This is a genomic window from Enterobacter cloacae complex sp. P12RS (assembly GCF_014895875.1).
GTDB lineage: Bacteria > Pseudomonadota > Gammaproteobacteria > Enterobacterales > Enterobacteriaceae > Enterobacter > Enterobacter bugandensis.
Genome location: NZ_JADBQO010000008.1, coordinates 32,502 through 58,666 on the forward strand (window position 1 = coordinate 32,502; position 26,165 = coordinate 58,666).

Below are 26,165 nucleotides of genomic sequence, written 5' to 3' on the forward strand. Positions count from 1 at the left end.
AGGTTCACCCCTTAGAGATAAAGATAAAGTCTCACCTTATGCGCACCCAGATAGCTGGCGCTGTCATAGAGCGTTACCGACGACCTTGCCGGAAGAGTGACGCTACGCGGCGCCTCCAGCGGGTGCATCTCAAGACCTCTTACGTCATACCAGAAAAAACGGTAGTGGACCGTCACCGGTTCATTTCTTTCGTTATAGAGCGTAGAGGAGGCAGAAGATTTAATTTCACTGATGGTCAGTGCGGGCTGTTGCGCCGTGATGCCCGCAGCCAGCACGGAGGATTCCATCACCAGCGTCTGTTCATCGCTGACGGGGATCGCCGGACGCGTGCTGCACCCCACAACCATCATCGTCATTACCAGCGCTGCAATACGCCCTTTAAACATGTTACAGACCTTTGTGAGCCAGCATCGGTCCCAGCGGACGTCCACCCAGCAGATGCATGTGAATATGATAAACTTCCTGGCCGCCATGACGATTACAGTTCATGATCAGACGATAACCGTCTTCCGCTATGCCTTCCTGCTCGGCAATTTTCGCCGCCACCGTCAGCATACGACCTAACGCCACTTCGTGCTCGGTTTTTACGTCGTTTACGGTCGGAATCAGAATATTAGGAATGATAAGGATGTGTGTCGGTGCCTGAGGGGAAATGTCCCGGAAAGCCGTTACCAGTTCATCCTGATAGACGATATCCGACGGGATTTCGCGGCGAATAATTTTACTGAAAATTGTTTCTTCAGCCATGACCTTTTCCTTTTTTGTTAGGTGCGTCCGCTGTTAACACACTCTCTGGAGGACTGTGTGACACAATTCAAGAGTATGAGCGAGTTTCTCCTGTCCTTTCAACCTTCTCCCCCCGAATTCTTTGCTGAATATTCATCAGCTGACTGAAGAGTGACCGCTCGCGTGCCTTAACGGGCTGAAACATTATTTCAGTTTCGCACGACACATCTGTTTACAGCATTAATGGCAATGCGTATATTTCGCATTTGCATTTTCATGCGCATTTTTAACATAGAAAACGACGTCAGACCGTATTTGTGGGACTGACGCAAACACTCTTCACCGTTCATAAGGGTTTGATAATGTCTTTCATTGATCACACCAGGGATGGGCAACGTCAGCCTGTCGCAACGCCTTCGTTGCTGGCAGCCTGTATTGCTATGGCATTGACGCCAGCCGCCGCTTTCGCTGCATCAGCAACCGAAGACACCGTCGTCGTGGATGGAGGTTTTGACAATACGCAGGATCCTTCCGCAAGTCAGGACCGGGATTACAGCGTAAAAACCACCACCACCGGCACAAAGCTGTTGCTGGTTCCCCGTGATATCCCGCAGTCCGTCAGCGTGATTACCCAGCAGCGCATGGCGGATCAGAACCTGCAGTCCATCGGCCAGGTGTTAACCAACACCACGGGCGTAACGGCGCAGGTGCAGGACAGCGATCGTACCGTCTTTTACTCGCGCGGATTTTTCGTCAGTAACTACGCCTTTGACGACCTGCCCACCTCCATCAGCGAAGTGTGGAACTTCGGCGACACCGCCGCCGATACCGCGATTTACGACCGTATCGAAGTGGTTCGCGGCGCAACCGGGCTGATGTCCGGCACCGGTAACCCGGCGGCGTACGTCAATATGGTGCGTAAGCATGCGGACAGCAATGAGTTCAAAGGCAATGTCTCGGCCAGCTACGGCAGCTGGGACAAGCAGCGCTACGTGCTGGATCTCCAGGCACCGCTGGTAGAGTCCGGGAAGGTACGGGGACGCCTGATTACGGGCTATCAGGACAACGACAGCTTCGTGGATAACTACCACTACCGGAAGAAGTTCCTCTACGGCGTCGTGGATGCGGACGTCACTGACAGCACCACCCTTTCTGTAGGGTATGAATATCAGGAAAGCCACACCGCCGATCCGACCTGGGGCGGATTGCCGACCTGGTACAGCGACGGGAGTAAAACCGACTACAATCGCAGCCAGACCGTCGCGCCTGACTGGGCCTACTCGGACAAGGATAGCACCCGCATCTTTGCTAACCTGACCCAGCGTTTCGACAACGGCTGGGAAGCGCACGTCAACGGCATGCACGCGGAGACCAACTTCGACAGCAAGCTGATGTATATGTCCGGCTATCCGGAAAAAGAGACCGGGGCGGGCATGGTTGGCTACGGCGGCTGGAACAGAGGTGAACGCAAACAGGATGCGGTTGATGCCTTCCTGCGCGGCGGCTTCGATCTTTTCGGCCGCCAGCATGAGATGATGTTTGGCGGCAGTTTCAGCCGACAGCGCAACCACTATGACAACAGAATGCCGGATGCGCTGTACGGCATGGTGGACGTGGGGAATTTCAAAAACTGGAACGGAAATATCGCCGATCCGCAGTGGACGCCGTGGAAGCTCTATAGCCAGGACGACATTCGCCAGTCCTCAGCGTACACCTCCGCCCGCTTCTCGTTGGCTGACCCGCTGCACCTGATCCTCGGGGCGCGCTACACCAACTACAACATTCGCTATAACCCGGCGGGCTCTCCTGACACCCGTCTGGAAAGCACTGAAGATGACGTAACGCCTTACGCGGGCCTGGTCTACGATATCAACGAAGACTGGTCGACCTACGTCAGCTATACCTCCATCTTCCAGCCGCAGGACAAGCGCGACGCCAGCGGACGTTATCTCGATCCGACCACGGGCAAAAGCTACGAAGCCGGTGTTAAAGCAGACTGGTTTAATACCCGTCTGACCACCTCGCTGGCGATTTTCCGCATCGAGCAGGATAACGTGGCGAGCAACACCTATACCTACATGCCGAGCGGTGAGTCGATTTATGAATCGCTGGACGGCGTGGTCAGCAAAGGGATTGAGTTCGAGCTGAACGGCGCCCTGACCGATAACTGGCAGCTGACGTTCGGCGCGACCCGCTACATTGCGGAAGATAAGAACGGCAGCGCTGTCAGTTCCGATCAGCCGCGCACGACAATGAAGCTGTTTACCCGTTATCAACTGCCAATGCTGCCGGCGCTGACGGTGGGCGGTGGCGTAAACTGGCAGAACAAAGTGTGGACGGATGTGGACGGTGGCCCGGCGGGACAATCCCGCGCAGAGCAAGGCAGCTACGGACTGGTTAATCTGTTCAGCCGCTATCAGGTCACCAAAGATTTTGCTATTCAGGCGAACGTCAACAACCTGTTTGACAAAGAGTATTACGATTACGTCGGCTCTTACGTGGTTTATGGCGCACCGCTGAACGTCTCGGTGAGCGCAAGTTACGACTTCTGAGTGTTGGCACAACAAACCACAGCAATAAAAAAGGCAGCCATTCGGCTGCCTTAGTCTCCCCAGGTCACAGCTTAGCTGTTGCGGATGTACTCATCCATTTCGGTTTTCAGGTTATCGGATTTAGTACCGAAGATAGCCTGAACGCCCGAACCTGCAACAACCACGCCCGCTGCACCCAGTTTTTTCAGACCCGGCTGGTCCACTTTCGCAACGTCGGCAACGCTCACACGCAGACGAGTGATGCACGCGTCCAGGTTAGTGATGTTCTCTTTACCGCCGAACGCAGCAACCAGTGCCGGAGCCATTTCGCTGGTCGCGCCTGCTTTGCTGTCTTCAGTTGCATCTTCACGACCCGGAGTTTTCAGGTCCAGTGCTTTGATCAGCACGCGGAAGATGGTGTAGTAAACAACGGCGTAGCATGCACCCACGATTGGGAACAGCCACAGCTTGCTGCTGTTACCGGACAGAACGATAAAGTCGATCAGGCCGTGAGAGAAGGACGTACCGTCACGCATACCCAGCAGGATACAGATTGGGAACGCCAGGCCAGCCAGTACAGCGTGGATGATGTACAGGATTGGCGCAACGAACATGAAGGAGAACTCGATCGGCTCGGTGATACCGGTCAGGAACGAGGTCAGCGCTGCGGAGATCATGATACCGCCCACTTTTGCACGGTTTTCTGGCTTAGCAGAGTGCCAGATTGCAATCGCAGCAGCCGGCAGGCCGTACATTTTGAACAGGAAGCCACCAGACAGTTTACCTGCAGTTGGGTCACCCGCCATGTAACGTGGGATATCGCCGTGGAACACCTGACCTGCTGCGTTGGTGAATTCACCAATCTGCATCTGGAATGGAACGTTCCAGATGTGGTGCAGACCGAATGGCACCAGGCAACGCTCGATGAAGCCGTAGATACCGAACGCGACAACCGGGTTCTGGTAAGCAGCCCACTGAGAGAAGGTCTGGATAGCGGAACCAATCGGTGGCCAGATGAAGGAGAGGATCACGCCAGTGAAAATCGCTGCCAGACCAGAAATGATCGGAACAAAACGCTTGCCCGCGAAGAAGCCCAGATACTCAGGCAGCTTGATGCGATAGAAGCGGTTGAACATATACGCTGCAATCGCACCGGAGATGATACCGCCCAGAACACCGGTATCTGCCAGGTGTTTCGCGGCAATCTCTTCTGCCGGTAAATGCAGAACCAGCGGCGCAACCACAGCCATGGTTTTCACCATGATGCCGTAAGCAACCACTGCAGCCAGCGCAGAAACGCCGTCGTTATTGGTGAAGCCCAGCGCCACACCGATAGCGAAGATCAGAGGCATGTTAGCAAAGACGGAACCGCCTGCTTCAGCCATCACATGGGAAACTACGGCTGGCAGCCAGCTGAAGTTAGCAGAACCGACACCCAGCAGGATACCTGCGATAGGCAGTACGGATACTGGCAGCATCAGCGATTTACCGACCTTTTGCAGGTTAGCAAATGCATTCTTAAACATAATTGAGAGTGCTCCTGAGTATTTGTGCTTTTTTTACGCTTTCACGCATTGGCCCGGGGGGAGTACCGTGCCGTGGACAGGACATCTAAGCGCCCTTTATTTATTACACAGAGTAAAATAATTCCCTCTGAGTTTGTTTGACGGCTATCACGTTTCAGCTTAAGACGGTCGAAAAACTTTCAGTAATTTACAAAAAGCATGTCTGGATGTTTCTAAGAACACCGTCACCGCCCCAAATGAGGCGGTGAACTTTACTCGTTTTATTTATTAATTACGAGCCTAAAAAAAACAGGCTTATCAGACGGATTGCAGGCGGGCGGGGTCGATATGGAACAGCGCAGAGAAGTTTTGCGTCGTGACGCGGGCCAGCTCTTCGATACTGACGCCTTTAAGCACGGCCATGTACTCTGCGACGTCTCGCGTCATGGCCGGCTGGTTCTCTTTACCGCGATGCGGTACCGGCGCCAGATACGGAGAGTCTGTTTCCACCAGAATGCGATCGAGCGGGACATATCGCGCAGCATCACGGAGCTGCTCAGCGTTACGGAACGTCACGATCCCGGAAAACGAAATATAAAACCCCAAATCAAGCAGTTTACCCGCCGTTTCTCTGTCTTCTGTGAAACAGTGTAGTACGCCACCGCAATCCGTCACGTTTTCTTCCCGGAGGATCGCCAGCGTATCGGCGCGCGCATCGCGTGTATGTACGATGACCGGTTTATTCAGTTCGCGGCCGATGCGAATATGGTTGCGGAAAGACGCCTGCTGGCGCGCTTTCGTTTCCGGCGTGTAAAAATAGTCCAGCCCGGTTTCACCCATCGCCACGACGCCCGCTTCTGCTGCCAGTCGGCGCAGCTCTTCTACGTCATACTCTTCGTCCTGGTTCAGCGGATGAACGCCGCAGGAGAACACCACGTTATCGCGAACGCCCACCAGCTCACGCATTGAGCGATACCCCGGCAGCGTCGTCGCCACCGCAAGACAAAATTTCACATCGCGGGCAGCGGCTTTCGCCAGCACGTCATCCACGTCGTTGTGCAGGGATTGATAATCCAGGCCATCAAGATGGCAGTGTGAGTCGACTAAAAACATAATGTCTCTCTCAGAGATGGGAAACAGGCGGCGTAACGCCCGGTTGCAGGTAGTGTTCAATACGCAGTAACTGGTCGGTCAGCAAAAGCTCGCGATTAAGACCCGTCACGGTTAAAAGCTGTTCGCGGCTCTCGCAAACATCATGGAGGATAGCGTGCAGAGACGCGCCTGTAAGGCGGCTTGCCAGCATGTTCACCAGGGGCCACGCGTCCGGGTTAGTCAGCAGCGTAGCCCCTTGCTGGATTTTTAGCGCATCGAGCAATAAGGAGGCCAGCCAGTGCAGACGCTCGACGGCCCGATCGCTATTCAGCGCAGGCAGTAAACTCAGCCAGTCCTGGTTGTTAAGTGAAGCCTCAACGGCCCGGCAGAGCGCTTCTCGCTGCGACCAGACGTCAGGCTGTAGTAATGCCAGCGCCGCCGCGGGGGCGCCGCTGCTGAGGCGCAGCGCAGACAACGCACTCTCCTGTGACGTTGTCACCTCTCGCTCAAGCCAGCTTAACGCCCACGATTCCTGAGGCACCGCCAGATGATGGAGACGACAACGGCTGCGCAGCGTCGCCAGTAAACGTCCCGGGTCCCGGCAGGAAAGGAAAAACCACGTCTTTTCCGGCGGCTCTTCCAGTGTTTTAAGCAGCGCGTTCGCCGCCGCCTCGGTAAGCAACGCAGCGTCGTTGAGCCAGACCACTTTTGCCCCGCCCAGACGCGCATGTTCGTACAGTTTCTCGCTGACTTCACGCACGGCATCAATGCCAAGCGCGCTTTTGCCCTTCTCAGGCTCAAGCGTGTAATAGTCAGGATGCGTGCCGGCCTGCATCAGCTGGCAGCCGCGGCATTTACCGCAGCTTTTATGCCCTTCCGGCTGCTGGCACATCAGAAAACGAGTGATGGCGTAGATCAACGCATCATCCCCCATTCCCGGCAACGCCTGAATCAGTAACGCATGATGCCCCCGACCGGCCTGATAGCTGGCGATCAGCTGTTCAAAGTGCGGGCGCAACCATGGATACCATTTCATGCCTGCTGCTCCTGTAGCCACTGCGTAACGGTCTGTTGAATATCGCGCGTGACGTCGTCCAGAGATTGCGTGGCGTCAATGGTACAAATTGCGCTGTCCCGTGCGGCCAGCTCAAGATAGCGCGCGCGCGTGCGGTTAAAGAAATCGAATGACTCTTGCTCAATGCGATCCAGTTCGCCGCGCGCGCGGGCGCGCCTGAGGCCCACTTCCGGGGTCACATCCAGGTAGAGGGTCAGGTCCGGGCGAAAATCCCCCAGTACGGCATCGCGAAGGGTTGCCAGCATCGCCTGGTCAATACCGCGTCCGCCACCCTGATAGGCCTGAGTCGACAGATCGTGACGGTCACCGATCACCCACTTGCCGTCGGCCAGCGCAGGTTTAATCACGGTCTCAACCAGCTGGACGCGCGCCGCATAGAACATCAGCACTTCGGCTTTGTCAGTAATAACCTCGTCGCCAACGGATTTAATATCCAGCACCAGACTGCGCAGTTTCTCCGCCAGCTGAGTACCGCCCGGCTCGCGGGTAAAGACCATGTCAGCGACGCCAAGCGATTTCAGCGTATCCACTACCACGTTACGGGCGGTGGTTTTACCCGCCCCTTCGAGTCCCTCAATGACAATGTATTTACTGCGCATTTTTTTCCTTAAGTGCCTTCAGATAGTCCTGAACAGAGCGATTATGGCTGGCAAGGTTGGTGTTAAAGGTATGCCCCCCTTTTCCATCAGCCACAAAATAGAGGTACGGTGTTTTGGCCGGGTGCGCGGCGGCTTTGAGCGAAGCCTCGCTCGGCGTGGCTATCGGGCCCGGCGGTAAGCCGTTAATCACGTAGGTATTATACGCCGTTGGCGTCTCCAGATCTTTTCTGGAGATCTTACCGGCATAGCTCTCGCCCATGCCGTAGATAACGGTCGGGTCGGTTTGCAGACGCATGCCGATGCGCAGGCGGTTGATAAATACCGACGCGACCCGGTCGCGCTCGGCCGCCACGGCCGTCTCTTTCTCAATGATCGAGGCCATTGTCACAAACTGGTTTTGATCTTGATAAGGCAGCCCGTCCATGCGCCCTTCCCAGGCGGAATCAACTGCCTCGACCATCTTTTTGTGTGCCCGTTTAAGAATCGCCACATCGATCGTGCCCGCCGTATACATCCAGGTGTCTGGCCAGAACCAGCCTTCCACCCACTCAGGATGTTCAAATTTCAGCACCTCGGCGACCGTCTCATAGCGGTCATCTTTGAGCGTGTGCTTGATGTAAGGCGCATCACGCAGCTGCTTGAGGTAATCGCTTAAGCGCATCCCTTCAACAAAGCGCAGCGGGAACTGTGCCTCTTTACCGCTTTCCAGCAGCTGCAGCATCTCTCTGACGGTCATGCCGGGCGTAAAGCGATAGGTACCAGCCTTGAAGTGAGACAGTTCAGGCTCGATACGCAATAACCACTGGAACACGCGTGGACGGTTGATGATTTTATCCCCGTAAAGCTGCTCGCCCAGCGCCATCCGCCCGGTACCGGCTTTCAGGGTAAAAATCGTCTCGTCTTTAATCAGTATTTTACTGTCCGCCAGCTGGCGAACCTTCCATACTCCCGCTCCGCCGGCAATACCCAGCGCAACGAGCAGGAGAAGGACAAAGCGCAACATTTTCTTCATGACTTTTTGATTTGCTCACATATCGGGGCTAAAAACGTAAAGAGCTCTCGCGAAGACCAGCGCTGTTGACCATACGCCCGAACGGGTATAACAGGCATCAGCGCATTGCAGATCACAACTTCATCGGCGGACAGCAGCGCCTCTTCCTTCGCGTTTACTTCGACAACGCGAAAGCCTGCATGTGCCAGCTGTTGCAAACAAAACTGGCGCATGATGCCGTTAACCCCAGCCTGCTCCAGCGAAGGGGTGAAGACCTCACGGCCCTTCCGCCAGAGTAAATTAGCCGCACAGCATTCCGTAATTAACCCTTCGCTGTCAAGGACTAGCGCCTCATCGGCGTCCGTCTGTTCAAGATGAGTACGAATAAGCACCTGTTCAAGGCGGTTAAGATGTTTTATTCCGGCGAGCATAGGGTTTCGCCCCAGCCGTACCGGGCTCAGCGTCAACGTTACCCCCTCCTCACGCCAGAGTGCATAGTGAGCAGGATACGCTGATACGGAAAGAATACGCGTGGGATGCTGACAGGCGGAACCGCTGTACCCTCGCCCACCGCTGCCACGGCTAAGAATAACTTTTAAAACGCCGTTTGTATTACCTGACGCCAGCCGGCGCATCTCGCGCTCGAGAATGTCCCACTGCATGAAGGGAATCAGCAATTTCTCGCAGGCTTTTTGTAAACGACGGATATGGGCGTCAAGCAGGCTCACCTCACCGTCAAGAATACGCGCAGTGGTGAAACAACCATCGCCAAACTGGGTTGCCCTGTCGCTTGCCGGCAGCGTTTCTTGCTCAAGGCCATTAATTAAAAACATGGTGGCTCCTTATGCGTGGAGGCTCAGTCTGGCAGGATGTTAAAAGCCGGACAAGGGGATTTTCCCTAATAAAAAAGGCCCGCCAAGCGGACCTTTTTTTATAGCTTTCAGGCAGTCAGGCTCAGACCTTTTTGAAGATCAGAGAACCATTCGTACCGCCAAAGCCGAAGGAGTTACACAGGGTGTACTCCATACCGCTAACCTGACGCGCTTCGTGCGGAACGAAGTCCAGATCGCAACCTTCATCCGGGTTATCCAGGTTGATGGTTGGCGGCACAGCCTGATCGCGCAGCGCAAGGATAGAGTAGATTGACTCTACTGCACCCGCCGCACCCAGCAGGTGACCGGTCATGGATTTCGTGGAGCTGACCATTACGCGGCTGGCAGCCTCGCCGAAGATAGACTTAACCGCCTGCGCTTCTGCTTTATCGCCTGCAGGCGTAGAAGTGCCGTGCGCGTTAACGTAGCCAATCTGTGCAGGGGTAATACCCGCATCACGGATCGCATTTTCCATCGCCAGCGCAGCACCCGCGCCGTTCTCCGGAGGAGACGTCATGTGATACGCATCGCTGCTCATCCCGAAGCCAACGACTTCAGCATAAATTTTCGCGCCACGTTTTTTCGCATGTTCGTACTCTTCCAGTACGAGCATACCTGCGCCGTCACCCAGCACGAAACCATCGCGGTCTTTATCCCACGGACGGCTCGCCGCCTGAGGGTTATCGTTACGGGTAGAGAGCGCACGCGCTGCGCCGAAACCACCAACACCCAGTGGGGTACTGGCTTTTTCAGCACCGCCCGCAACCATAGCATCTGCATCGCCGTACGCAATGATACGCGCGGCCTGGCCGATATTATGTACGCCAGACGTACACGCGGTAGCGATAGAGATGCTTGGCCCACGCAGGCCGAACATAATGGTCAGGTGACCTGCCACCATGTTAACAATCGTGGACGGAACGAAGAACGGGCTGATCTTACGCGGTCCGCCATTCATCAGCGATGTATGGTTTTCCTCGATCAGGCCAAGACCACCAATCCCGGAGCCGATAGCGGCGCCGATACGGGTTGCGTTCTCTTCCGTAATCTCAAGGCCAGAATCCTGCATGGCCTGAACGCCAGCGACAATTCCATATTGAATGAAGGCATCCATCTTGCGCTGTTCTTTGCGCGAGATAATCTCTTCACAGTTAAAATCCTTTACTAAGCCAGCAAATTTCGTTGCATAGGCGCTAGTATCGAAATGGTCGATTAGGCTGATGCCGCTCTGACCGGCAAGGAGAGCTTTCCAGGTGGACTCTACGGTATTGCCGACAGGAGACAACATGCCAAGTCCGGTCACAACTACACGACGCTTAGACACGTTTGTCCTCCAGGGAGGGATAAAAAAAGAGATACGTGGGACTAAAAAAGATAAAACTCAGGCGGTCGAATGACCGCCTGGAGATGTTCACTTACGCCTGGTGGCCGTTGATGTAATCAATGGCAGCCTGAACGGTGGTGATTTTCTCAGCTTCTTCGTCCGGAATCTCAGTATCAAACTCTTCTTCCAGAGCCATTACCAGCTCAACGGTGTCAAGAGAATCTGCGCCCAGGTCTTCAACGAAGGAAGCGGAGTTCACAACTTCTTCCTGCTTAACGCCCAGCTGTTCGCCGATAATTTTCTTAACGCGTTCTTCGATAGTGCTCATACTCTTAAATTTCCTATCAAAACTCGCTTTCGCGATGGTTTTCGTAGTGTATAAAATGTTGAAAAATTTGCAACTAAATCCCGGCAGGTCTTACCACGATTTTACGTTATTTTGAGGCCATTTGCCCTAATAACGCAAATATTTTCGATCGTGATTAAACCATGTACATCCCGCCGTTGACGTGGAGGGTCTCACCAGTGATGTAACCCGCTTCGTCAGAGGCTAAAAATGCAACCGCACTGGCGATTTCTTTAGGGTCGCCAAGACGACCCGCCGGAACTGCCGCCAGCGTACCCGCACGCTGATCATCAGTCAGCGCACGCGTCATGTCCGTTTCAATAAAGCCCGGAGCAACAACGTTTACAGTAATCCCGCGGGACGCGACTTCACGCGCCAGCGACTTACTGAAACCGATCAGACCTGCTTTCGCCGCAGCGTAGTTAGCCTGACCAGCATTTCCCATGGTACCAACCACAGAACCAACAGTGATAATACGACCATGACGTTTTTTCATCATAGCGCGCATTACCGCTTTTGACAGACGGAATACAGATGACAGGTTGGTTTCGATAATATCGTTCCACTCATCATCTTTCATTCGCATCAGCAGGTTGTCGCGAGTGATCCCGGCATTATTGACCAGAATATCCACTTCACCAAACTCTGCGCGAATATTTTCCAGAACAGATTCGATAGATGCAGGTTCGGTCACATTCAGTACCAGACCTTTACCGTTCGCACCCAGATACTCGCTGATGGCCTGAGCGCCATTCTCGCTGGTTGCTGTACCAATCACCTTCGCGCCGCGCGCGACCAGTGTTTCAGCAATTGCACGCCCGATACCGCGGCTTGCGCCAGTAACCAGGGCAATTTTTCCTTCAAAACTCATGGTATTCCTCTTTTATTGCGAGAGTGCCGCTGACATCGCTTCCGGCTCGTTAATCGCCGAGGCAGTCAGGGTGTCAACAATACGTTTCGTCAGACCGGTGAGGACTTTACCAGGACCGACTTCATAAAGGTGCTCAACGCCCTGAGAGGCCATAAACTCAACGGTTTTGGTCCACTGTACCGGGCTATAGAGCTGGCGAACCAGTGCGTCACGGATCGCCTCCGGCGCGGTTTCGCATTTCACATCGACGTTGTTCACAACGGAAATCGTCGGTGCGTTAAAGGTAATTTTTTCCAGCTCAGCCGCCAGTTTCTCGGCTGCGGGCTTCATCAGTGCGCAGTGAGACGGTACGCTGACCGGCAGCGGCAGTGCGCGTTTGGCGCCCGCGGCTTTACAGGCAGCACCGGCACGTTCAACGGCCTCTTTATGACCAGCAATAACAACCTGGCCCGGCGAGTTGAAGTTAACCGGAGAAACCACCTGCCCTTCAGCAGATTCTTCACACGCTTTTGCAATCGCGGCATCATCCAGACCAATAATGGCAGACATGCCACCCGTTCCTTCTGGCACCGCTTCCTGCATGAATTTACCGCGCAGTTCTACCAGGCGCACCGCGTCAGCAAACGCAATCACACCGGCGCACACCAGCGCAGAGTATTCACCCAGGCTATGGCCCGCGAGCAGCGCTGGCGCTTGACCGCCCTGCTGCTGCCATACGCGCCACAGCGCAACGGACGCAGTCAGCAACGCTGGCTGAGTTTGCCAGGTTTTGTTCAGCTCTTCGGCCGGACCCTGTTGGGTCAGCGCCCACAGATCATAACCCAGCGCATCAGAAGCTTCACGAAAAGTCTCTTCAATGACCGGGTAGTTTGCTGCCATTTCAGACAACATCCCAACGGTTTGAGAACCCTGGCCCGGGAACACAAAAGCAAATTGCGTCATTTTTTATTCCTTATACTAGAAACGAACCAGCGCGGAACCCCAGGTGAACCCGCCACCGAAGGCTTCAAGCAAGACCAGCTGGCCCCGTTTGATTCGTCCGTCGCGTACCGCTTCATCAAATGCGCACGGTACCGACGCCGCAGAGGTGTTGCCGTGACGATCCAGCGTCACCACAACGTTATCCATCGACATGCCCAGCTTTTTAGCGGTGGCGCTGATGATACGCAGGTTCGCCTGATGCGGCACCAGCCAGTCGAGTGCGGTGCGTTCAAGGTTATTTGCTTCCAGCGTCTCATCGACAATGTGCGCAAGCTCGGTCACCGCCACCTTGAACACCTCGTTACCCGCCATGGTCAGGTAGATGGAGCTGTCCGGATTAACGCGATCGGCGTTAGGCAGCGTTAACAGCTCGCCGTAGCGGCCATCGGCATGCAGATGCGTGGAGATGATACCCGGCTCTTCGGACTGCCCCAGCAGCACCGCACCGGCACCATCACCGAAAATAATGATCGTTCCGCGATCGGTTGGATCGCAGGTACGCGCCAAAACGTCAGCACCGATAACCAGCGCATATTTGACGGAGCCAGATTTAACATACTGATCGGCAATGCTCAGCGCGTAGGTGAAACCTGCGCACGCGGCGGCAACGTCAAACGCCGGGCAGCCTTTAATACCGAGCATGTTCTGCACCTGACACGCCGCGCTTGGGAAAGCATGCGTGGCTGACGTCGTGGCAACCACGATCAAGCCAATCTCTTCTTTATCGATACCCGCCATTTCGATAGCGCGCTGTGCGGCTTCGTAACCCATGGTGGACACGGTTTCGTCTGGCGCGGCGATACGACGTTCACGGATACCTGTGCGCGTGACAATCCACTCGTCAGACGTATCTACCATTTTTTCCAGATCGGCGTTGGTACGCACTTGTTTTGGCAGGTAGCTGCCGGTACCTAAAATCTTCGTATACATGTACGCTCAGTCACTTTTAGCTAATACAGATTCCAGGCGAGCGGCAATCCGCTGAGGGACTTGTCGCTGCACCGCCTGCACTGCCTGTTCAATGGCGACAGAAAATGCTCGCTGATTGGCGGCGCCATGACTCTTAATCACGATGCCGCGCAATCCTAACAGACAGGCGCCATTATACTGGTCGGGGTTGAGGTGACTGAATCGCCGCGTCAGGCTCTTTTGTAACCAACGCTTCAATAAAATCAACCACCAGGCGCTTTTTTTGCCTTCTCCCTGAGATTTCAGCAGAGAAAGGAACATGCGCACGACCCCTTCCATGGTCTTCAACGTTACGTTTCCGGTGAAGCCATCGCACACCAGAACATCCGTTTTTCCCGTCAGCAACTCATTGGCTTCGAGATAACCAATATAGTTGATGGAGGGAACCTGTTTGAGCATTTCAGCAGCGTCGCGAATGCTGTCCAGGCCTTTGGTCTCTTCTTCACCAATATTCAATAACGCAACGCGGGGATTGTTGATCCCGACCACGTCTTCTGCCAGCACCGACCCCATCACGGCGAACTGAGCCAGCATGGTACTATCACAATCCACGTTAGCGCCCAAATCGAGCACCACCGTTTTCCCCTTCTGCTGATGCGGTAACACCGTCACCAGCGCCGGGCGCTCAATGCCCTCAATCGGCTTGAGCAGTAATTTCGACAGCCCCATCAGCGCGCCGGTATTGCCGGCGCTGACGCAAGCCTGCGCTCGCCCTTCTTTTACCAGCTCCAGCGCCATGCGCATAGAGCTGCCACGGCTATTACGAATCGCCTGTGAGGGGCGTGCATCACTGGCAATAACTGACTGCGCAGGAATAATCTGCAGACGCGAACGTTGTTCAAAGTCAGCTTTTGCAAGTAATGGCGTGATTGTGTCGGGATTGCCGACTAAAAGAAGTGTGAGTTGCGAATTAGAATTCAGTGCCTGCAATGCTGCAGGCACTGTCACGGAAGGGCCAAAATCTCCCCCCATGACATCTAACGCCAGGGTTAGACGTGTCAAGGTATCGTCGCAGCCTGGTTCGGTAACTTCCCCGTTTGCACGGGGAAATCCTCACTAAGCCTAATCACGCTTTCGCGCGATTACTTAGTGATAACCTTGCGGCCGCGGTAGAAACCGTCAGCGGTGATGTGGTGACGCAGGTGTTTCTCACCAGAAGTCTTGTCTACAGACAGGCTGGTAACTGCAGTCAGCGCGTCATGGGAACGACGCATGCCACGTTTGGAACGGGTTGGTTTATTCTGTTGTACGGCCATGGACCTTACTCCTCAATTACTTACGCTTTAAGCTGGCTAATACGGCAAATGGGTTTGGTTTTTGCGCTTCATCAGGCAGTTCCCCAAAGACCATGTCCGCCTCGGACACTTCACAGTGTTCAGAATCATGCACCGGAACGACTGGCAAGGAGAGGATGATTTCATCTTCAACCAGAGCCAGAAGATCGATTTCACCGAATTCGTTAACCTCAATCGGCTCATACGCTTCCGGGAGTGCTTCAGCCTGTTCGTCAGAACGAACCGGACTGAAACAATACGTTGTGTGAACATGCTGTACAAACGGTTTCCCGCAACGCTGACACTCGAGCGTTACCGTTACCTTTGCATCACCGGTTAAAACGGCGAGACGCTGGTTGTCGATAGCGAACGACATGGAGCATTCTACATCACTGTCCACACTGACTACAGATTCGGCAATACGCTCGGCCTGATCGGAAGTATAGATACCTTCGTAATCAAGGCGTTTTTGAGCCGTACGAACCGGATCAAGAGTCTGGGGTAATTTTACCTTTTGCATAGGGCGCGCATATTAACTTTGTAACGTCATAGAGTCAAAGAAAAAGGCAACCAGAGCTGCCTTTTGCCAATTATTCGCACACATTGCGGCCTGTAGTTTAAAATGGCTGGCATCGATACGCTATATCTGGTGATAAAAATATGCCAAATCTCGTCCTTGCTTCCACTTCTCCCTACCGTCGAACGCTGCTGGAAAAGCTCGGGATCCCGTTTGAATGCGCCGCGCCGGACGTTGATGAGACGCCGCAGCCGGGTGAATCACCGCGCCACCTGGTAACGCGTCTCGCTAAGGAGAAAGCGCAATCACTGGCCGCACGTTATCCTGCACATTTGATTATAGGCTCCGATCAGGTTTGCGTGCTGGACGGCGAAATCACCGGCAAGCCCCATACGGAGGAGAATGCCTGCCAGCAGCTTCTGCGTGCGCGGGGCACTATCGTGACCTTTTACACGGGCCTGGCGCTCTATAACTCCGCCTCCAGCCATCTGCAAACCGAATGCGAGCCGTTCGACGTGCACTTCCGCCATCTTAGCGAGCAGGAGATTATGGACTACGTGCGCCGGGAACGTCCGCTGAACTGCGCAGGAAGCTTCAAAAGTGAGGGGCTGGGAATTGCGCTGTTCGACAAGCTGGACGGTCGGGATCCGAACACACTGGTGGGATTGCCGCTGATTGCCTTGTGCCAGATGTTACGGCGAGAAGAGTGTAATCCGCTGATCGTGTAAGTTATGCCCAGCGGCGCTTCGCTTGCATGGGCCTACGGGTTTCGTAGGCCGGGTAAGCGCAGCGCCACCCGGCACCTAATCAGCCGCGCAGAACCTTCAGGCAGCGTTTCAACTGCTCATCCAGCGGCGCTTCAATACGGATAACTTCCCCGGTATTAGGATGGGTAAACTTCAGCGCTGCCGCATGCAGGAACAGACGCGACAGGCCCGTACCCGCCAGTTGCTTATCGAACTCGCGATCGCCGTAGCGGTCATCAAACGCAATCGGATGGCCCGCAAACTGGGTATGCACGCGAATCTGATGGGTACGCCCCGTCACCGGGCTGCAGCGCACCAGCGTGGCAAACTCGTAGCGCTCTTCAACCTTAAAGCGCGTCTCAGACGGTTTCCCTTCCTGGCTCACGCGCACAATGCGCTCGCCGCTTTGCAGAATGTTCTTCAGCAGCGGGGCCTGCACCACCTTCACATGGGACTGCCACTGACCGCGCACCAGCGCCAGATAATCTTTCTGCATGCCCTTTTCACGCAGCTGCTCGTGCAGGGAACGCAGCGCTGAACGCTTTTTCGCTACCAGCAGCACGCCTGAGGTATCACGGTCCAGGCGGTGAACCAGTTCGAGGAAACGGGCTTCCGGACGCAGCGCACGTAACCCTTCAATCACGCCGAAGCTCAGACCGCTACCACCGTGGACCGCGGTACCCGATGGCTTATTCAGCACCAGAATATGATCGTCCTCATAAAGGATGACATCGCTCAGGGCCGCGACTTTTTGCAGCTTCGGCGAAACCACCTCTTCTTCACGTTCAGCCACGCGCACCGGTGGAATACGCACTTCATCACCGGCTTCGAGCTTATACTCAGGCTTCACGCGTTTTTTATTCACCCGCACCTCGCCCTTACGCAGGATGCGGTAAATCATACTCTTTGGCACGCCCTTCAGTTGGGTGCGCAAGAAGTTATCGATGCGTTGCCCCGCGTAGTCATCCGCGATAGCAACCATTTTTACGGCTGGAGTCTCTGTTTTCATGGTTGGCGATTCTAAATATCGTCAGCCATTAGCGCCACTCATTTTTCTATGCTTATATTTACTTTTATCCGGCCTGCGCCCCGTTTCACGCAATCGATTTGGTGGTTATTAAACCAATCACCACCTTGAGGTGAAGAAACTGTGAGTAACCGGGTGATAATTGGTAAAAGTCATCTTGCTATAACCCGGCGAGCAGTGGAATAATGGGGCTGTTTTCCGCGTTAAATCCGGGTTTTGTAAGGATGTCGACGGAATGACCAATTTTGTCTGACCGATCATCCACGCAGCAATGGCGTAAGACGTATTGATCTTTCAGGCAGTTAGCGGGCTGCGGGTTGCAGTACTTCCCGGTATAAGGATTGTTCTCTGGAGAGTTCTACCCAGGCAATTCCCCTGATAATTGCGCTGTGTTTCCGTATGAAATACAGGCAACCGACACTCTGCGCCTCTTAAGCGAGCGACAACCGTGAGGTTGGCGACGTGAACAGACACGAGGCCATCGGTTCATACCCCGGAAAGCGTCACCTTGCCCGCAGCTTTGTCGTCAATGTAAGAATAACGAGTAAGTTACGATGAAAAGAATGTTAATCAACGCAACTCAGCAAGAAGAGTTGCGTGTCGCCCTTGTGGATGGGCAGCGCCTGTACGATCTGGATATCGAAAGTCCTGGACACGAACAGAAAAAAGCGAACATTTACAAAGGTAAAATCACCCGCATTGAACCAAGCCTTGAAGCTGCATTTGTCGATTACGGTGCTGAGCGTCATGGTTTCCTCCCTCTGAAAGAAATCGCCCGCGAATATTTCCCTGCAAACTACAACGCCCATGGCCGCCCAAACATCAAAGATGTTCTGCGTGAAGGTCAGGAAGTTATCGTTCAGATTGATAAAGAAGAGCGCGGCAACAAAGGTGCCGCACTGACCACCTTTATCAGCCTGGCGGGGAGCTATCTGGTGCTGATGCCAAACAACCCGCGCGCGGGGGGCATCTCTCGCCGTATCGAAGGTGATGACCGTACCGAGCTGAAAGAAGCGCTGGCAAGCCTTGAGCTGCCGGATGGCATGGGGCTTATCGTGCGTACCGCGGGCGTGGGCAAATCTGCCGAAGCGCTGCAGTGGGACCTGAGCTTCCGTCTGAAGCACTGGGAAGCTATCCAGAAAGCCGCAGAAAGCCGCCCTGCTCCGTTCCTGATTCACCAGGAAAGCAACGTTATCGTGCGTGCCTTCCGTGATTACCTGCGTCAGGACATCGGTGAGATTCTGATCGATAACCCGAAAGTGCTTGAGCTGGCTCGCCAGCACATCGCCGCGCTGGGTCGTCCGGATTTCACCAGCAAAATTAAACTGTACACCGGTGAAATCCCGCTGTTCAGCCACTATCAGATCGAATCCCAGATCGAGTCCGCCTTCCAGCGTGAAGTGCGCCTGCCGTCCGGCGGTTCTATCGTTATCGATACCACCGAAGCGCTGACCGCTATCGACATCAACTCCGCGCGTGCAACCCGCGGCGGGGACATCGAAGAGACGGCCTTCAACACCAACCTTGAAGCCGCTGATGAAATCGCCCGCCAGCTCCGCCTGCGCGACCTGGGCGGTCTGATTGTTATCGACTTCATCGACATGACTCCTGTTCGCCACCAGCGCGCGGTTGAAAACCGCCTGCGTGAAGCGGTGCGTCAGGATCGCGCGCGTATCCAGATTAGCCACATCTCGCGCTTCGGCCTGCTGGAGATGTCCCGCCAGCGTCTGAGCCCGTCGCTGGGTGAGTCCAGCCATCACGTCTGCCCGCGCTGCTCCGGCACCGGCACCGTGCGTGATAACGAATCGCTGTCTCTCTCTATCCTGCGTCTGATTGAAGAAGAAGCGCTGAAAGAGAACACCAAAGAGGTTCACGCCATTGTGCCTGTGCCGATTGCCTCCTACCTGCTGAACGAAAAACGTGCAGCGGTCAGCGCAATCGAAGCGCGTCAGGGCGGCGTTCGCTGCATCATCGTGCCAAACGACCAGATGGAAACTCCGCACTATCACGTGCTGCGTGTCCGTAAGGGCGAAGAGACCAGCACCCTCAGCTACCTGCTGCCGAAGCTGCATGAAGAAGAGATGGCGCTGCCTTCCGATGAAGAACCTGCCGAGCGCAAACTCCCAGAGCAGCCTGCGTTAGCGACCTTCATTATGCCTGAAGCACCACCGGAAGCGGCGCTGGAAAAACCTGCAGCCAAACCGGCGGCGCAGAAACCAGAAGCAACGGCAGTGAAAGCCCAGCCGGCGCAACCGGGTCTGCTGAGCCGCTTCTTCGGCGCGCTGAAGAAGATGTTTGCGGGTGAAGAAGTTCAGCCAGAGCAGCCGAAAGAAGAACCTAAAGCAGCCAAACCTGAACGTCAGCAGGACCGTCGCAAGCGTCAGAACAACCGCCGCGATCGTAACGACCGCAGCGACCGTAACGAGCGTCGTGACAGCCGTTCAGACAATAACGAAGGCCGTGAGCAGCGCGAAGACAACCGTCGCAACCGTCGCGAGAAACAGCAGCAGAATGTTGAAGATCGTGAAATTCGCCAGCAGGCGGGCGATGAGTCCGAGAAGAGCAAACAGCGCGACGAGCAGCAGCCACGCCGCGAACGCAACCGTCGTCGTAACGACGAGAAGCGTCAGGCGCAGCAGGAAGTTAAAAACCTGAACCGCGAAGAGCCCGCTGAGCAGCAGGACGGCGAGCAGGAAGAACGTACTCAGGTGATGCCTCGTCGTAAGCAGCGCCAGCTGTCACAGAAAGTGCGCGTTGGTGCGGCTCCGGTAGAAGAAACCACCGTAGTTGCGGCTGAAGCGGCAGAAACCGCAACAGGCACGCAGGTTGCAAAAGTTGACCTGCCAGCCATCGTGGACAATAACGTTGAGCAGGATGAAAACGGTGAAAACCGTGACAACGCAGGTATGCCGCGTCGCTCCCGCCGTTCTCCGCGTCATCTGCGCGTGAGTGGCCAGCGTCGTCGTCGCTACCGTGACGAGCGTTATCCGACTCAGTCTCCAATGCCGTTGACCGTGGCGTGCGCGTCACCAGAAATGGCATCCGGCAAAGTCTGGATCCGTTATCCGGTCGCTCGCCTGGAGCAGGCTGTTGAAGAGCAGGCTGTGACCGAAGAGGTGATTGCTCCTGTAGCAGCGGTTGAAGACGCTGTGACCGAAGCAGCAACCGTGGTTGAACCTCAGGTTGTTGAAGCGGCAGAACCACACGCAGTGGACGTCGAAACCACCCATCCTGAAGTGATTGCCGCGCCGGTTGATGCCGCACCGCAGATTATCGCCGAAGAAGATGTCGTGGTGGCTGAGGAAGTCGCTGAAGAGGCTGAACCAGTAGCCGCAGTGGAAGAAGCCGCTGAAACCGTCGTAGAAACCACCACTGAAGAAATCGTTCAGGACGTTGAGATTCAGGTTGAACCGGTTGTTGAAGAAGCGAAAGCGCCTGAAGTGGAACCAGAGCCGGTTAAGGTTGTTGCCGCTCCTGCGCCTGCTCACGTTGCGACAGCGCCGATGACGCGCGCTCCGGCACCAGAGTATGTGCCTGAAGCACCGCGTCACAGCGACTGGGTTCGCCCGGCGTTCAGCTTTGACGGTAAAGGCGCTGCAGGCGGTCACAGTGCAACGCATCAGGCGACTGCACCAGCGACGCGTCCACAGTCTGTCGAATAACGACGCAGAAAGTAAAAAGCCGACCTTCGGGTCGGCTTTTTTTATGGCTGCTGCACGGGCTTTCTCATCCCGGTGACCCCCGGCATGATCTGCCGCATTAGCTCCAGAAATCGCCGCAAGCGCGCAGGATAATACCGGGACCAGGGGTAAACCAGATGCACCGGTAACGCCGCCGGCTGCCACTCTGGCAGCAAATGTACCAGCCGACCTTCCCGGATATCATCCTGTACCGTCCAGCTGGATACTACCGCCACGCCAAGACCGGTGAGTGCCGTATTGCGTGCGACATACAGACTGTCGGTGCTCAGGCGTGGGGTAATTATCACGCGCGCGGTGGCGGATGATGCCTCGTGAAAAAGCTCCACATGGCGCTGGTAGAAAGAGCTGATGGCAATCCAGGGAAGCTGCTGCAGATCCTCCGGGGTGTTAACCGTCGGAAAGCGGTCCAGCAATGCCGGAGAAGCCACCACCGAGCGCGGCACTTCGGCCAGCAGCACGGACACGGTCGCCGGGTCGACTTCCATTCCCACCCGAATAGCGCAGTCAAGGTTGTCGCCCAGAAAATCAGCCGACCGATCGTTGAGCATCCACTCAATAGAAAGCTGCGGATAACGCTGTAGAAATTCGGTTAGTGGTTTCAGGAGCTGATCCTGACCAAACGCATGCGGTGCCCGCACCCGCAGCACGCCTACAGGTTCATCTTCCGTCTGCCCCACCTCATCTTCCAGCGCCAGCCAGCTGTCAATTACCCGGCGGGCATGCTGATAACAGCGCTCCCCGTCATCCGTCAGCCGCGTCGTGTGGGTGGTGCGCAACATCAGACGCACGCCCAGCATTGTCTCAAGCGACTGCAGCCGCCGGCTCACCGTAGCCTGGGTGGTGTCCAGCTGCCGTGCCGCCGCAGAAAGGGAACCCGCCTCCACAATGCGGACAAACGTCCGCATCAGCTCTACCCTGTCTATACGCTCAGCTCTTTTCATTTACTTTTCATCTATACGTTCAACGTATAAGCGTTTTACCACCGCGCCCGCTACCGCCGCAAGGCGTACTGATAAAAAATAGCCTCACACGATGAATGAGGAACGTCTTATGAACACAACAACCGCCGCCCATGCCGTAAGCCGCTGGGTAATCTTAATGCTGGCGCTCGGTGCAGGCTTCAGCGTGGCATCCATTTATTATGCCCAGCCTCTGCTGCCTCTGATGGGCGCCGACCTTCACCTGAGTATCGAAGGAATGGGCCTGGTCCCGACCCTCACCCAGGCGGGATATGCCTTAGGGATCCTGTTCCTGCTGCCGCTCGGCGATCGCCACGACCGCAGAACATTAATCCTGATAAAGAGCGCGGCCCTGGCGCTGTTCCTGCTGGGCTGTAGCCTGACCGGACAGATCCACTCCCTGCTGCTGGCAAGCCTGCTCATCGGCATGGCCGCCACCATGGCGCAGGATATTGTCCCGGCTGCGGCGATCCTTGCGCCGGAAGGCAAACAGGGGAAAACCGTGGGTACGGTGATGACCGGTCTGCTGCTGGGTATTTTGCTCTCCCGAACCGTCAGCGGCGTGGTGGGCGAAGCGTTTGGCTGGCGCGTGATGTATCAACTGGCTGCGGCAAGTATTGCGTTTATCGGCGTGGTGATGTGGGCCGTACTCCCTCGTTTCGCCGTTCACTCCACGCTGAGCTATCCCGCTCTGCTGCGCTCGATGGAACATCTGTGGCGTCGCTACCCCGCTCTGCGCCGTGCCGCGCTGGCCCAGGGTTTTCTGTCGATAGCCTTTAGCGCCTTCTGGTCTACGCTTGCGGTCATGCTGCTGGAACGCTATCACCTCGGGAGTGCCGTCGCCGGTGGTTTTGGTATCGCAGGGGCAGCCGGTGCGTTGGCAGCCCCGCTGGCGGGCGGCCTGGCGGATAAACTGGGTGCCGGGAAAGTCACGCAGCTTGGTGCCGTCCTTGTGACCGTCTCGTTTGCCCTGATGTTCCTGATGCCCGCCCTGGGAGTTCACGGACAGCTGATTCTGATTGCCGTCTCTGCTATCGGGTTCGATCTGGGTCTGCAGTCCAGCCTGGTCGCGCACCAGAATCTGGTTTACAGCCTTGAGCCACAGGCGCGGGGTCGTCTGAACGCCCTGCTCTTTACCGTGATCTTTATCGGCATGGCGTTGGGTTCCGCGTTAGGCAGCAATATTTACACGCTGGCTGGCTGGACGGGCGTGGTTGCGCTGGCAACGGTCTGCGGCATCATTGCGCTGGCAATCCGTATGATTGAAAGCGCGCGGGTCGCCTCGGCACCAGCAGAAATGGCATAAAAAAAATGCCCAATCCAGACGGATTGGGCAGTAAAACATGCCCAGTTTCAAGACATGTTCCAAGAGGTCAAGATGTTATTTGTTCAGCTGGAACAGAGACATGCCCTGCATATCGCTAAACGCTTTATAAGAGGCCTGCAGGGCCGCCTGCTGCATGGTGTAAGAGGAAATCGCTTCGTTCCAGTCCACGTCCACCAGGTCGCTCATCTGCTTAGTCTGACCCAGCGCGCGGTCGTCACCCAGGGTATCGAGTTTTTCCAGTTCGTTCAGTTTAGTACCCACATCCGCAACGACCGTCAGGACGTTGTTCTGAGCATTTTTAATACCGATCTGCGCGTTGGAAATCACCTGACCTTGCGCGGCGGCCGCGGCCGGATCGTTCTCAATCGGCGTCTTCAGCGAAGCAATGGCGGAATCAAGGATTTTAAACATGTTGGTATCGCCATACCCACCGCCCGGCAGCTCTTGTGCATTGCTGGTAATGCTCTCAAAGATCTGCTGGCCGGTATGGCTGATCGCCATGTTTCGCGCCGTATCGACCTGCTGAGTGATCGCCTCAGTACCACCATTGTAGGTGCCGGTTGCGGCATCAAACGGTGCACTCTCGGTTTTGTATCCCGCAAAGATAAAGCGACCATTGCCATCCGTCGTGTTAGCCAGGTTCATCAGTTGGTCGCGGATCCCCTGGATATCGGTCGCCAGAGAGAGACGGTCGTCATCGCTTAAGGTGCCGTTTGACGCGTAGACCAGCTTCTCACGCACGCTTGATAACGCGGTGTTCACCTGGGTCAGCACGTTATCTTCCAGCGACACTTTTTGCGTAGCAAAGGTGCGCGCTAACGCGAACTGGCTGTTTTGAGACTGAGACTGTGACAGCACAATAGACTGTGAAGCCGCGATAGGATCGTCCGACGGACGGTTAACGCGCTTGCCGGTGGACATTTGCTCACCGTAGCTCAGCCATCTGCTCTGGGAATCGGTGATCCCGCGCATGTTCTGTTCGTACATCATCTGGGTGCTAATACGCATTTTTCACCTCAACCTTAACGAATGTTGATAATTGCATCGAAGAGCGTACTGGCAGTCTGAAGCACCTGCGCGTTGGCGAGGTAATACTGCTGATAACGCTGCAGGTTGCCATACTCTTCGTCGAGGTTTACCCCAGAGATGGTCTGCTGCTGCTTAATTAACTGCGTTTCCACATTGGCTTTCGTCTGGCTACTGACTTTCAGTGAAGCGGTGGTGCTCCCTACGGTGCTCACCAGTGAGGCATAGGCATCGTTAAAGGTTTTGTTCCCGCCAACCACTTTGCTGTTTTGCAGATCGAGCATTTTCTGCCCGTTGCGGTTATCGCTCTCACCGCCGTTCTGCACCGCGGCCATGGCCAGTTTGGATTCGTCGCTGATCGACAGTTCCATATTCATGATGACGTCAGAGACGGGCTTCACGGTAAAGCTGTCTTTGGCGTTGGCCGAACCGCTGACGTTCACGTTAAGACCGTCAAACGACAGATTACCGCTGGCATCCGGGCTCATGGTAAAGCTGGTCTTGTCAGACGTGCGGGTGATGGTCCAGTCGGTGCCGTTAAACTGCAGCTTATAGTCCGTTGCCTGAACTTTGGTGCTGTCCGCAACGGTGGCATTGACGACCGCCGTGCCGCTATTTTTGCTGTTGGAAAGCACAGCCGGAGAACCGAAGCCGAACAGCTTGCCGCCCGCATCGCCGTTGGCATCAAAGCCGGCCTCATGCTGCTTGTTCATCGCGTCAGCAAACGCCAGCGCCATCTGGTTCAGGTTATTACGAGCCTTATCCAGATCTTCCGCGCGGAAGGTCAGCAAACCGCCTAACGAGCCGGTGGTGATCATCTTTTCCGGGATCTCGACATTACCCACCACGTCATCAACGTAGGCGATAGTGGTACGGGACGGATCGGCGCTGGACTTCACAGCAGCCAGCTGGTTAGCTTTGCTGCCCTGCACCAGGCTGTAGCCGTTGCCGAAAGAGATGTTAAACGTGCCGCTATCCTGAACCGAAACTTCCACACCCACGATTTTGTTCAGCTCGTTGACGAGCTGATCGCGCTGGTCGAGCAGATCGTTAGGCGATGCGCCCGCGCCGACGCCGGTGAGGCGGGAAATCTGATCGTTCAGATTGGCAATCTGTTTGGCATAGTTGTTGATCTGCGAAACGCTGGTCCCGATCGCCGTATTCACCTGCGTATCCTGATCGCGGAGATACTGATCGTTGGTTTTGAACTGATTGACCAGGCCGCCCGCTTTTCCCAACACCGTCTGACGCGCAGCCGGGTCTTCCGCGTTGCTCACCAGCGTTTGCAGGCTCTTAAAGAAATCCTGCAGGGTGGTGGAAAGCGAGTTGGTGGTATCGGAGAGCACATCGTCAATTTTTGACATCTGCTGATAGCGCGTGGTCAGGCCGCTGCTCTGGGTCTGCGCGGCGCGCAGCTGGTTGGTGATGAAAGCGTCATATTCACGCTGGACACCGGAGACATACACCCCGTTACCCACCCAGCCACCGCCGGTCAGCGTGCTGTTAGATGCACCCAGCACCGTCGTCTGGCGGGTGTAACCTGCCACGTTATAGCTTGAAATATTATTACTGACGGTATTGAGTGCCGACTGCGCGGCACTGAGGCCACTCATGGCGCTGTTAATCAAACTGGACATGGGGGTTCCTTTTATACGTTCAGACACGAGTCCTGATGAAGGTTATCGGCAACCTCCACCGGGACTTGA

General features: G+C 55.5%; 24 protein-coding genes. 4 read left to right on the top strand and 20 right to left on the bottom strand.

Features of this window, described 5'->3' with window-relative positions:
- Positions 1 to 11: 11 nt before the first annotated feature.
- Positions 12 to 386 (bottom strand): YcfL family protein, encoded by a 375-nt coding sequence (locus IM284_RS05770; protein WP_041910507.1) that lies wholly within the window; start codon positions 384 to 386, stop codon positions 12 to 14.
- Between the two features lies 1 nt (position 387).
- Complete coding sequence (hinT, locus tag IM284_RS05775) at positions 388 to 747, bottom strand: purine nucleoside phosphoramidase (protein WP_006809243.1); 360 nt, start codon at positions 745 to 747, stop codon at positions 388 to 390.
- 341 nt (positions 748 to 1,088) lie between these two features.
- Between hinT and fhuE the strand changes: the two genes are divergently transcribed.
- Entirely contained in the window at positions 1,089 to 3,278 is a 2,190-nt protein-coding gene (fhuE, locus tag IM284_RS05780; protein ID WP_047368292.1) for a ferric-rhodotorulic acid/ferric-coprogen receptor FhuE, read from the top strand.
- Between the two features lie 71 nt (positions 3,279 to 3,349).
- On the opposite strand, the gene ptsG is transcribed toward fhuE, so the two are convergent.
- The 14 genes from ptsG to yceD form a co-directional block, all read right to left on the bottom strand.
- Positions 3,350 to 4,783, bottom strand: coding sequence for a PTS glucose transporter subunit IIBC (ptsG, locus tag IM284_RS05785; RefSeq protein ID WP_028012724.1), 1,434 nt, complete (start codon positions 4,781 to 4,783; stop codon positions 3,350 to 3,352).
- Between the two features lie 297 nt (positions 4,784 to 5,080).
- Positions 5,081 to 5,875 (bottom strand): metal-dependent hydrolase, encoded by a 795-nt coding sequence (locus tag IM284_RS05790; RefSeq protein WP_047368291.1) that lies wholly within the window; start codon positions 5,873 to 5,875, stop codon positions 5,081 to 5,083.
- A gap of 10 nt (positions 5,876 to 5,885) precedes the next feature.
- A complete protein-coding gene (gene holB / locus IM284_RS05795; protein WP_045261638.1) occupies positions 5,886 to 6,890 on the bottom strand; it encodes a DNA polymerase III subunit delta' in 1,005 nt (334 codons plus the stop codon).
- Entirely contained in the window at positions 6,887 to 7,528 is a 642-nt protein-coding gene (gene tmk, locus IM284_RS05800) for a dTMP kinase (RefSeq protein WP_047368290.1), read from the bottom strand. Before tmk ends, holB begins: the two co-directional genes overlap by 4 nt.
- Positions 7,518 to 8,540 (bottom strand): cell division protein YceG, encoded by a 1,023-nt coding sequence (gene yceG / locus IM284_RS05805; RefSeq protein WP_047368289.1) that lies wholly within the window; start codon positions 8,538 to 8,540, stop codon positions 7,518 to 7,520. The genes tmk and yceG overlap by 11 nt, the downstream gene beginning before the upstream one ends.
- Positions 8,537 to 9,352 (bottom strand): aminodeoxychorismate lyase, encoded by an 816-nt coding sequence (gene pabC, locus IM284_RS05810; RefSeq protein WP_047368288.1) that lies wholly within the window; start codon positions 9,350 to 9,352, stop codon positions 8,537 to 8,539. The genes yceG and pabC overlap by 4 nt, the downstream gene beginning before the upstream one ends.
- A gap of 121 nt (positions 9,353 to 9,473) precedes the next feature.
- Positions 9,474 to 10,715 (bottom strand): beta-ketoacyl-ACP synthase II, encoded by a 1,242-nt coding sequence (fabF, locus tag IM284_RS05815; protein ID WP_045630098.1) that lies wholly within the window; start codon positions 10,713 to 10,715, stop codon positions 9,474 to 9,476.
- Between the two features lie 91 nt (positions 10,716 to 10,806).
- The gene (acpP, locus tag IM284_RS05820; RefSeq protein ID WP_003857954.1) at positions 10,807 to 11,043 is read right to left on the bottom strand and encodes an acyl carrier protein; all 237 of its coding nucleotides are present in this window, start codon (positions 11,041 to 11,043) and stop codon (positions 10,807 to 10,809) included.
- A gap of 154 nt (positions 11,044 to 11,197) precedes the next feature.
- Positions 11,198 to 11,932: a 3-oxoacyl-ACP reductase FabG gene (gene fabG / locus IM284_RS05825; protein ID WP_010429699.1), complete on the bottom strand. Its 735-nt coding sequence runs from the start codon at positions 11,930 to 11,932 to the stop codon at positions 11,198 to 11,200.
- Positions 11,933 to 11,944: 12 nt separating this feature from the next.
- On the bottom strand, positions 11,945 to 12,874 hold the full coding sequence (fabD, locus tag IM284_RS05830; protein ID WP_047368287.1) for an ACP S-malonyltransferase: 930 nt from the start codon (positions 12,872 to 12,874) through the stop codon (positions 11,945 to 11,947).
- A 15-nt stretch (positions 12,875 to 12,889) separates the two neighbouring features.
- Positions 12,890 to 13,843 carry a beta-ketoacyl-ACP synthase III gene (locus tag IM284_RS05835; protein ID WP_041910515.1) on the bottom strand — a complete coding sequence of 318 codons (954 nt, stop codon included), beginning with the start codon at positions 13,841 to 13,843 and terminating at the stop codon, positions 12,890 to 12,892.
- 6 nt (positions 13,844 to 13,849) lie between these two features.
- On the bottom strand, positions 13,850 to 14,884 hold the full coding sequence (gene plsX / locus IM284_RS05840) for a phosphate acyltransferase PlsX (protein ID WP_028012715.1): 1,035 nt from the start codon (positions 14,882 to 14,884) through the stop codon (positions 13,850 to 13,852).
- An 80-nt stretch (positions 14,885 to 14,964) separates the two neighbouring features.
- Complete coding sequence (gene rpmF, locus IM284_RS05845) at positions 14,965 to 15,138, bottom strand: 50S ribosomal protein L32 (RefSeq protein ID WP_003857964.1); 174 nt, start codon at positions 15,136 to 15,138, stop codon at positions 14,965 to 14,967.
- A gap of 16 nt (positions 15,139 to 15,154) precedes the next feature.
- Positions 15,155 to 15,676 (bottom strand): 23S rRNA accumulation protein YceD, encoded by a 522-nt coding sequence (gene yceD, locus IM284_RS05850; protein ID WP_047368286.1) that lies wholly within the window; start codon positions 15,674 to 15,676, stop codon positions 15,155 to 15,157.
- Between the two features lie 140 nt (positions 15,677 to 15,816).
- Between yceD and IM284_RS05855 the strand changes: the two genes are divergently transcribed.
- Positions 15,817 to 16,401, top strand: coding sequence for a nucleoside triphosphate pyrophosphatase (locus IM284_RS05855; protein WP_047368285.1), 585 nt, complete (start codon positions 15,817 to 15,819; stop codon positions 16,399 to 16,401).
- Between the two features lie 79 nt (positions 16,402 to 16,480).
- Here IM284_RS05855 and rluC read toward each other — a convergent pair whose 3' ends face one another.
- Entirely contained in the window at positions 16,481 to 17,428 is a 948-nt protein-coding gene (gene rluC, locus IM284_RS05860) for a 23S rRNA pseudouridine(955/2504/2580) synthase RluC (RefSeq protein WP_028012713.1), read from the bottom strand.
- A gap of 572 nt (positions 17,429 to 18,000) precedes the next feature.
- Here rluC and rne point away from each other — a divergent pair.
- Positions 18,001 to 21,108 (top strand): ribonuclease E, encoded by a 3,108-nt coding sequence (gene rne / locus IM284_RS05865; protein WP_193055751.1) that lies wholly within the window; start codon positions 18,001 to 18,003, stop codon positions 21,106 to 21,108.
- Positions 21,109 to 21,149: 41 nt separating this feature from the next.
- Here the strand turns inward: rne and IM284_RS05870 are convergent, their stop codons facing one another.
- Entirely contained in the window at positions 21,150 to 22,088 is a 939-nt protein-coding gene (locus tag IM284_RS05870; RefSeq protein ID WP_193055752.1) for a LysR family transcriptional regulator, read from the bottom strand.
- 109 nt (positions 22,089 to 22,197) lie between these two features.
- On the opposite strand from IM284_RS05870, the gene IM284_RS05875 reads away from it, so the two are divergent.
- Positions 22,198 to 23,412, top strand: coding sequence for an MFS transporter (locus tag IM284_RS05875; protein ID WP_045261646.1), 1,215 nt, complete (start codon positions 22,198 to 22,200; stop codon positions 23,410 to 23,412).
- Positions 23,413 to 23,487: 75 nt separating this feature from the next.
- Here the strand turns inward: IM284_RS05875 and flgL are convergent, their stop codons facing one another.
- Together flgL and flgK are read right to left on the bottom strand one after the other, a co-directional pair.
- The gene (gene flgL, locus IM284_RS05880; protein ID WP_041910520.1) at positions 23,488 to 24,441 is read right to left on the bottom strand and encodes a flagellar hook-associated protein FlgL; all 954 of its coding nucleotides are present in this window, start codon (positions 24,439 to 24,441) and stop codon (positions 23,488 to 23,490) included.
- Positions 24,442 to 24,455: 14 nt separating this feature from the next.
- Positions 24,456 to 26,096 carry a flagellar hook-associated protein FlgK gene (flgK, locus tag IM284_RS05885; protein ID WP_047368283.1) on the bottom strand — a complete coding sequence of 547 codons (1,641 nt, stop codon included), beginning with the start codon at positions 26,094 to 26,096 and terminating at the stop codon, positions 24,456 to 24,458.
- Positions 26,097 to 26,165 lie beyond the last annotated feature (69 nt).